The sequence below is a fragment of the Corynebacterium sp. HMSC034H07 genome, assembly GCF_001815175.1.
In the GTDB taxonomy this organism is placed as follows: domain Bacteria; phylum Actinomycetota; class Actinomycetes; order Mycobacteriales; family Mycobacteriaceae; genus Corynebacterium; species Corynebacterium hiratae.
Window position 1 is genome coordinate 1 of sequence record NZ_KV819479.1, and the last position, 8,314, is coordinate 8,314.

Below are 8,314 nucleotides of genomic sequence, written 5' to 3' on the forward strand. Positions count from 1 at the left end.
CACCGCTACCATTTCAGTCTTCTGAACACTGGTCGTTGACCGGCAGTATCAAGGTTCCGTGGGAGCATGTGCGAGGCGCTACCCATGACCCTGGCATGAAGCATGAGCCAAAAGGTTTTCGTGCGCCGGGGCTGCGCAGTGGACAGAAGCTAGCGGGCACCTTCCACGCGGATGGCGGCCGACATTTCTGGAACATTAGCGGCTATGAGAATGCCGTTGTCATCGAGCTTAAAGACGAGCATTTCGATCGGTTCATCGTTTCCTTGGAGAACCCGACTGAATGTGTAGCGCGCATCAACGAAAAGGCTCAGGCCGTCTGAGCCTGACGTGTCCCAGCGTCAGTGCTTGATGTCATTCACGGTAAATGGCAGGCGAAAACTGTGAATTCTCGTCCACACTATTCACGGAGAATGACACGTTTAGGCTGAACGGCTCTCGGTTCTGGAGTTAAAGTGCCCCAGGTTTTGTCCTATCTACTCAGTCGGGACAAAACAGGGACACTTCAATCATCACTGACCTGCAGCTCAACCTGACGCAGGCGCAGTGGGTCAACAGCCTCTATGCGGTGCTACTGGCGGAGCTGCTCTGCGACGGGGCAAGATTGCGGATACCTGGGGACGCAAGCGCGCCTTCCTCACCGGCCTGACAATATTCGTGGCAGGCAGCGTATTGGCGGGATTTCCTACCTCGACCGCCACGTGGATCTCCGCGCGCGCAGTACAGGCAATCGGTGCTGCGTTCATCATGCCTTCCACGCTTTCCACGGGTAAACCGTATTCCGCGGCAAATACCGCGCAACAGCCTTTGGTGTGTGGGGCGCGGTAATTTCCGGTGCGGCAGCGGTCGGACCCTTGCCGGTGGTGCACTGACGGAATGGGTGTCCTGGTATTCGCGATTATCGAGGGCCCGACCTAGGCTGGTGGGAGCCCCAATCCTCATTCAGCTTCTTTGGCTGGACCTGGTTCGAAAACGCGGCTATTTCACCGGTTCCGCTAGGGCTCACGGTTTCGGCCGTGGGCTTCGCGCTGTTAATCAGGTCGGAAAAGCACCGCGAGCGGGGTCACCGCTCGGTGCTGTTGTATCTTGAATTGTTTTCTTATTCCACGTTCTCGTGGGACAATATCACCGCTGGTGCGGTAGCAATCGGCGAGTTTGCCATCATCTTCGTGTTGCTGCTGTACCTGATTAATACGTTGGACCTCTGCACGGTGTTGTCTGGCCTGGTGCTGGCAGCCACGGCAATCGGTGCATTCTTCTCCGTTGCAGCAGCCCCCACGTCGCGGCACGGTACGGGGCGCCTGGCACCGTGCTCATTGGGCTCGGCTTGGAAGCCGTCGGCGTCCTTATCCTCGTCCTGCTTATGGGGCCGGATACGAATGGTTGGATCATCGCCGCGCCGCTGACCCTGTACGGCTTGGGCCTAGGGTTCGCCTCCGCGCAGCTGACCGGCACGATGCTGCGGGATATTCCCGTCGATGACTCCGGGCAAGCCTCCGCAACGCAAACCACCGTGCGCCTGGGGCAGTGGTGTGGGCCTTAAGCGAAGGCATGGCCAACGCCGCGCAGTGGTCGCTCGTAGCCGCTACTGCATTCTTCGCTTCGAGCTTTGTCGGTGCACTTAGGGTGCTCCGTGCTGCGGCGGAGAAGGGTGCCCCCGCAAACAATGCCGATCTCGGTGCCCGCGTTAATCGCGTCCCGAACTGATTTTCCACCCGCTTGCTGCTTTGCGTTGCTGCCAGAAGTGACGGTAGATACCGGGGACATCGGAAAGCTCAGAATGCGTGCCCAGCTGGCTGACTTGCCCGTGTTCATCCAAGACTACGATTTGATCAGCAGATTTGATTGTATCCAGCTTATGGGCGATGACAATAAAAGTAGATTGCTCCCGTAGCTCGTCCATCGCAGCAAGAATGTTTGCCTCATTTTCTGCATCGAGCGCGGAGGTAGCCTCATCAAAGAGTACAATCGGCGCTTGCTTGAGAAGCGCGCGAGCTACAGATACGCGCTGGCGTTCACCACCGGATAGAAGCCGCCCGCCTTCACCAACAGGAGTATGCCACCCTAGGCGGTTGGCAATAGAAGTCACGCCTGAAAGATCAGCTGCGCGGAAGACTTCCTCATCGGAGGCGTCGGGACGACCAACGCGGATATTAGCGATTAACGAGTCGTCGAAGAGGTAAACGTCCTGAAAGACCATGGACAGCCTGGACATTAACTGTTCGGTTCCAAGCTCGCGGATATCTACGCCGTCAACCATCACCGCCCCGGAATCTACATCCCAGAATCGCGAAATAAGGCGCGCAATTGTGGTCTTTCCGGAGCCAGAAGGACCGACAATGGCGGTAACGGTGCCTGGTCGAGCATGGAAAGTGACATCTACCAATACTGGTTTATCGCCGTATCCAAACGTGACATTAAGCAGCTCTACATTTCCCGAACCATCGCCTAGGCGCGGAGTAGTGGGTTCTGGCAGGGAAGGAGCATCGGTGATGAGCTCAGTTTCTGCAAGCGCGATACGGCCGGCATCTAAACCGACGAAAGAAGAACCCAGCTGCTCAAGCGTGCGGGTAAACCTCAAGCTGATTCCGATGATCGCAATTGTTTCTAGTGGCGATAGGGCGCCTTCAACGGCAAGATCCGCGGAGACCATAATGAGAGCCACAATGAAGATCTGCACTACTATGCCGTTGAGTAGCAAAGCTAATGTGGATACCCATAGCTCGCGTATTCGTGCTTTATGGTCGATTTCTAGCGCTTGCTCTAGTGGCGCAAAAACTTGTGATTGTCCTGCCGCGCGCAGGGCTGGTTGACGGTTAGCAAATTCTACGATGCGCTGGGAGAGCTCTTTACTCGGCCCCAGTGCGCGGTTCGATGCTTTCTCACGAATCCATGCAGCCAACTGCATCACCACGAGCGCCAATGGTGCGATGATAAGAAGGACCAAGCCCAGCTTCGGGTTCCAGAAACACGCTCCTACTAACAAGGTGACAAGTGCCGCGCTATCGCGGTATATCGTTCCTTGAATATGCGCAATGGTCTCGGCCGCCACCATAAAGCGATCTGAAACGAGGCGAGATAGGCCGCCGGTATTAGCCGGTACGAACCAGCCGAGCGGTAGCGTTGCTAATTTATCGCCCACAGTCGTGTGCGCGGCTCGGATGAAATCCAAGGCCGTGTGGTAAGAGGCCATGGTTGCGAAAAATCGTAGCGCAAAAGCTACGAGCGCAATTGCCAAAAGCGTCCACATCCATGGTGCGATCGTCGTATCCCCATCGAGTGCCTTTGTAAGTGGCACGAGCGTGAGAACGGCGAGGCCATCAAGCACGCCAACGATAAGCGATAGACAAGCATACCTTTTATTGAGCTTATGGCCTACAGGACTTTGCAGCTTTTTGACACTGCGAGTGAGTAGCGGATCACGAAGACGCGAACTAACAGGCGTAGTGGCATTAGACATGAGAATTATCCTTCATAGGCTTGAGGCAGATTATTTGGTCTGCTCCTTGGATGGACTCCGGCTTGTGGGCGATGACTAAGACGGTCTTGCCTCTGACGAGTGTGGCTAGAGCTGCTTGAATTTCTGCTTCGCAGTCAGGATCAGTTGCCGCAGTAGCTTCATCTAGGATCAAGATTGGGGCATTGGTAATGATTGCCCGGGCAATAGAAATGCGTTGCTGTTGTCCACCGGATAAAGAGGTGTCCTCACCAACAACGGTGTCGAGCCCAGCCGGTAAAGCGCGAATATCAGCAGCTATGTGCGCAGCCTCTGCGGCTTGCCAGATCTCTTCATCGCGGGCTTCTGGGCGTGCAAGGCGAATGTTTTCCCGAATACTCATACGCAGTAAGTGAGGATCTTGTAAGACGAAAGCCACAGTGCGGTACAAACTGTCGAAAGTGAGATCACGGATATCCACGTTGTTGATAGTGATTGTGCCCGAATCTGGATCCTGGAAACGCGCCAACATCGTTGCTGCTGTGGATTTGCCAGACCCGGAGGGGCCAATCAATGCCGTGACAGTGCCTGCATTTAGTTGCGCAGAAAAGTCTTGGAGGACTGGTGTGTCTGGGGCGTAGCTAAAGCTGACCTTATGGAACTCCACCTCCATGTCTTGACTATTGGCGTCGAGGCTCTTTTGGCCTTCTTTCACATGGGAAATTGTCATGACTTCATCAAGGCGCAACGCCGCATTGCCAGCGAGCTGGTAAGACCACATCATTTGGCCGACGGTTTGAATCGTGCCCGGGAGCACCAGCGCAATTAACGTTGTTGCGATGACTTCAGCGACCGTGACATAGCCACCAGCTATCAGCAGGGAACCCACTCCTAGATTGATAAGGATGAGGACAGGAACCGCCACCACAGACTCTGAGATTGCGGAAACACGCAGAAGCGGACGTACCCACTCGTAATAGAATTCCGCGAATTTTTGGGCAGCTTCGCGATATCGAGCGTGGGCTTTGCCAACGGTGCCGAAAGCCTTGACGACGGAAATACCTTCGGAGAACTCCACCGCAGTCGCAGAGACCTCACCCAGATAATTATCCATTTCCGCAGTTTTTGTGCCCATATCTTTCATTGAATATGCTTGGATTGCTAGGAAAATGGGCACAGTGGCAATAGAAAGTAGACCAAGGCGCCAATCCAAGATAAAGGCATAAACCAGAAGCGCGAGGGGCGTAAAGATCGCGGCGACCTTCTCTACAGGAGCATGGGCTGTCAGGGTGTGCAGAGTTAACGTATCGTCCTCGACGGCTTTGCGGACTTTGCCGGAATTAGTCTGGCTAAACCACGAGAGTGGTGCTTTCGCAATAGCGGTAATAATTCGGCGCCGGTTAATCCCCACCAGCTTTGCATCAGCGAAGTGGGTGATTGCAAGGGCAAGGAAATAGAAGAATAGCTGGCCCAAAAATGCAGCAAGTAGCCATTTCACAATGGACGCGACGTCATCAGTATTGCCGTCGATTAGAGCATTTCCCAGTGCCACCAACGCGACGTAGGGTGCTACGGCGAGTACCGAGGATATAAGCGCGAGAAACTGTGCGAAGTAGATGGTTGTTTGCACTGGGGCCAGTAGTTTTTTTAGAGCGACCTGGCCGGCTTTTAGTTTTGCGCGAGCCTCTTCTTCCGGTGACGCACCGTGTGATTCTGGTGCGTGGGTTCCGCTTGATTCTGTGGAACTTTGTTTTAGTTCAGACATTTCTTTCTCAATTCTTGTTGATGTCAGTCATATCGATGATTCTGGTGACTGATTCTTGGATGAATTCGTGGTCATGGGTGATGACGATGACCACTGCTCCGCTTGCTGCAAGAGATCGAAGTAGCGCAGAGATGGATTGCAGTTGGCGCCAGCCCACGCCAGAGGTAGGTTCATCGAAGATGTAGATCGCTGCTTGCTCGGCTTGGGCTGAAGCTATGGCTAAGCGTTGCCGTTGCCCACCGGACAGAGACTGCGGATGCCGTTGGGCCATTCCTGCCAGATCGAGGCGATGGAGAATCTCATTGACATCGATGTGGTCCCGCTTCTTCTTTGCCAGTCCGAGCGTGACTTCTTCTTCGGTGGTGGCTGCGAATAATTGGCGGCCAACATCTTGCATCACCATGTACGCGGCACGTCTGCGGGCAGCCGCTCCGACTCGTTTGCTGTTCAAACGGAGACTACCGCCGCGTTTGGGAGAAGCAAGACCACAAATGATCCTGGCGAGGGTGGTTTTTCCAGCGCCGTTGGGCCCGATTAAGGCGGTGACTTCGCCGCTGGGGAAAAATGCGTGGTCAATGTTTAATACCTCATGTGCGCCATAAGAAAAACAGATGTTGCTTAGCTCGAGTCCGCTCCGCTGGGGATCGGCGTTTTCGAGCGTGGGTGGTACCGGCACGCTCGCGGGCAGGGGAACATGGTGTAAGCTGCGTAGCCCCAATTGTTTGCGTTCGGGTTCGTCTAAGGCATAAAACTCCTGAGCGCGGAAACTCCGCGTTATTTTTCCCTGAGTCAAGTAAATAACTTGGTCAGCGATATCTTTTAAGAAAAAGAGACGGTGATCAGCGATAATGATCGTTGTGCCTAATTCCTTCAAGCGGTGTAGCACGCGTGCAAGAATATCGATGCTTTCCATAGAGAGATTGGACGTGGGTTCATCGAGAAGCACGAGACTGCCCGGGGACACAAGCGCGCATGCGCATGCCATGGTTTGTAACTGCCCACCGGATAATTCTTTGAATCGCCGGCCCCGAAGATCGTTAATGCCTAGTAGCTCGACCGCTGATTGAATCCTCGACTCAATTTCTTTGGGATCTACACCAAGGTTTTCTAGCCCGAAGGCCAATTCTGCATTGACGCTTTCAGTGAAAAATTGTGTCCTTGGATTCTGGAATACTGAGGCGCTGAACTCGATGGCTCGGGACAGCGGTTCTTCCGCAGGGGTAAAAGCCTGGTCATCCTTTATAATAGTGATGGTGCCTAGTAGCTCTCCTGGATTGAAATGGGGGATGAGTCCGTTGATCAACTTGAGTACCGTGGACTTTCCCGATCCGGAATCACCGGTAATCAGTAGACACTGTCCTGGAGAGACAGAAAAAGACACATCAGATACACCTTGAATGCCTGGCCGAGCTCCCAATGGATATGTAAAAGAAACGTTGTGGGCGTCTACACTGGTTGCGATACTGCGTTCGTTCATAAGTGGACCTCCGTGGGAAGCCAGACAGAGGCAACAACGAGGCCCAACCCAGCTAGTGCAGTTGCATCGACAAGCTTGAAGGAAAGATCGGCGGTGGTGGTTGGGCGTGCGGGTCCTCCCAATCCCCGGACAAGAGCAGAGGCAGCGAGCTCATCACCAGCGCGGACGACGGCACCTAATAAGGGGATGATCAACATCGCGGACGATTGTGTGGGCTGTGTGATCCAGCTTTTTACTCCAGGCTGGAGACCCCGAAGGACCATGGCATCGCGGATGGCTTTGGCTTCTGCCACGATGATCGGCAAAACGCGCAGGAATACCGCCGGTGGAATGGTGGCCCAGCCTGGTAAACGCAGGTCCCGCAGTGCTGAGGTCAACGTGGATGGTGTGAGAGTGAGCAAGCCGAATGTGCCGATGGACATGCTGATGACAAAACGGCTTAGCCACGAAAAAATTGCCGCTGAAAAAGCGAAAAATGTGGAGCCAGGAAGCTGTAATAGGCCCCAGTACCCTAGATAGGATAATGCAAAAGCGAACAGGCAAATAAGACCATAGTGTGGTTTTACTGTAGCTAGTGCGATGGAGCTGAAAGCGATAGAAATCAGCAGTGTCGGTAGGTGGCCGTGGCTGAGAGCTACCGCATTGATTACTAGAACAGAAAGCAGCACGGTCCGTGGATCGATCGAAGATCGATGAAGCACGCCCTGTTTTTGCAGGCTCACAGGAGACCAGCGCTTTCAAAGTGTTTGCGGCTGACGCGAACTCCGACCTTTCCTCCGATAAAGCCGACGATGAGCGCACAAATGGCCAGTACTCCAATGGTCCATGGCTGGAAGATATCCGACATGGCATCGGCATATTCTTGACCCATTTGGTCTGCGATATCGACGTAGTAGGAGTCCGTATCCAGAATTAGCGGGATAAAAGGCATAGAAATCCAGACACAGAAGACGCTGTAGGAAATAGGGAAGGATTTGGCAATACTGAGGTGGCTTTTTGTAATAATCAAATCCGCGATAAACCCTAGAATTATGCTTCCCAGCAGGGTCCAGAAGTAGTGTCCGGTGAGCATGAATGCTAGTCCGTTAATACCACCGACGAGGGTGAAAGCACCCATTTTGGGCGTGCGGGCGGCATAAAGCGCTAGCACGATTCCGTTTGCGATTGCCGCGATGAACCATCCAATAAACATGAATTGTGGTCCTGCGAATCCAATCATTCCGCTTACAAAGGTGATTACAAAGTAAAGTGCAGCAAAGATGCCAGCGTTGATGAGATCTCTGGTGTTTAAACGTGCCGTCGACCCACTGGATGAGCTTGCACTCCGTGCGGGCGTAGAGGACTGTTGGGTCATAGTAAACCTCGATTTATGAACAGCAGGAAAGGTAAGGCTTGCCTAAGTTAGGTAATACTGTTTATAAAACATTTCAAGTTTTGATCTGAAGATTCACCCTTAATGGGGGTGAATGCAGATAAGTAGACATCAAACCAGACCACGACTACCGACTAAGTACCGACAAAATCGGCACCAACGGCAAGACAACCCTGCGATGGGGAGGCAAACTACGCCGCCTCTACATCGGACGCAGATGGGGCGGGGAACCAATCACGGACCTGACCCCTGTTTGGTAGACACCTG

The 8,314-nt window shown here is 53.6% G+C and carries 8 protein-coding genes; 3 read left to right on the forward strand and 5 right to left on the reverse strand.

From position 1 onward, the window contains the following. From HMPREF3009_RS00105 to HMPREF3009_RS00110, 3 genes are all read left to right on the forward strand, one after another. Nucleotides 1-320: hypothetical protein (locus HMPREF3009_RS00105; RefSeq protein WP_070679237.1), on the forward strand; the 320-nt coding region annotated here is incomplete at its 5' end. A 223-nt stretch (nucleotides 321-543) separates the two neighbouring features. Beyond that, nucleotides 544-825, forward strand: a complete 282-nt coding sequence (locus HMPREF3009_RS13225; RefSeq protein ID WP_118779515.1) for an MFS transporter — start codon at nucleotides 544-546, stop codon at nucleotides 823-825. Nucleotides 826-1,306: 481 nt separating this feature from the next. Further along, entirely contained in the window at nucleotides 1,307-1,540 is a 234-nt protein-coding gene (locus tag HMPREF3009_RS00110; protein ID WP_070517043.1) for a hypothetical protein, read from the forward strand. 144 nt (nucleotides 1,541-1,684) lie between these two features. Here the strand turns inward: HMPREF3009_RS00110 and HMPREF3009_RS00115 are convergent, their stop codons facing one another. The 5 genes from HMPREF3009_RS00115 to HMPREF3009_RS00135 are packed head-to-tail and all read right to left on the reverse strand — an operon-like array spanning nucleotide 1,685 to nucleotide 8,029. Further along, entirely contained in the window at nucleotides 1,685-3,457 is a 1,773-nt protein-coding gene (locus HMPREF3009_RS00115) for an ABC transporter ATP-binding protein (protein ID WP_070517045.1), read from the reverse strand. Continuing rightward, nucleotides 3,450-5,198: an ABC transporter ATP-binding protein gene (locus tag HMPREF3009_RS00120; protein ID WP_012714929.1), complete on the reverse strand. Its 1,749-nt coding sequence runs from the start codon at nucleotides 5,196-5,198 to the stop codon at nucleotides 3,450-3,452. Before HMPREF3009_RS00120 ends, HMPREF3009_RS00115 begins: the two co-directional genes overlap by 8 nt. Nucleotides 5,199-5,205: 7 nt before the next feature. Continuing rightward, nucleotides 5,206-6,675: an ABC transporter ATP-binding protein gene (locus HMPREF3009_RS00125; protein ID WP_070517049.1), complete on the reverse strand. Its 1,470-nt coding sequence runs from the start codon at nucleotides 6,673-6,675 to the stop codon at nucleotides 5,206-5,208. Beyond that, entirely contained in the window at nucleotides 6,672-7,397 is a 726-nt protein-coding gene (locus HMPREF3009_RS00130; RefSeq protein WP_010187692.1) for an energy-coupling factor transporter transmembrane component T family protein, read from the reverse strand. The genes HMPREF3009_RS00125 and HMPREF3009_RS00130 overlap by 4 nt, the downstream gene beginning before the upstream one ends. Continuing rightward, the gene (locus HMPREF3009_RS00135; RefSeq protein WP_049155193.1) at nucleotides 7,394-8,029 is read right to left on the reverse strand and encodes an MptD family putative ECF transporter S component; all 636 of its coding nucleotides are present in this window, start codon (nucleotides 8,027-8,029) and stop codon (nucleotides 7,394-7,396) included. Before HMPREF3009_RS00135 ends, HMPREF3009_RS00130 begins: the two co-directional genes overlap by 4 nt. Nucleotides 8,030-8,314: the final 285 nt, after the last annotated feature.

Bases quoted from the DNA above. Each gene is read 5' to 3' on its own strand.
- HMPREF3009_RS00120 (WP_012714929.1), bottom strand. From the start codon at position 5,198: ATGTCTGAACTAAAACAAAGTTCCACAGAATCAAGCGGAACCCACGCA.
- HMPREF3009_RS00125 (WP_070517049.1), bottom strand. From the start codon at position 6,675: ATGAACGAACGCAGTATCGCAACCAGTGTAGACGCCCACAACGTTTCT.
- HMPREF3009_RS00115 (WP_070517045.1), bottom strand. From the start codon at position 3,457: ATGTCTAATGCCACTACGCCTGTTAGTTCGCGTCTTCGTGATCCGCTA.
- HMPREF3009_RS00135 (WP_049155193.1), bottom strand. From the start codon at position 8,029: ATGACCCAACAGTCCTCTACGCCCGCACGGAGTGCAAGCTCATCCAGT.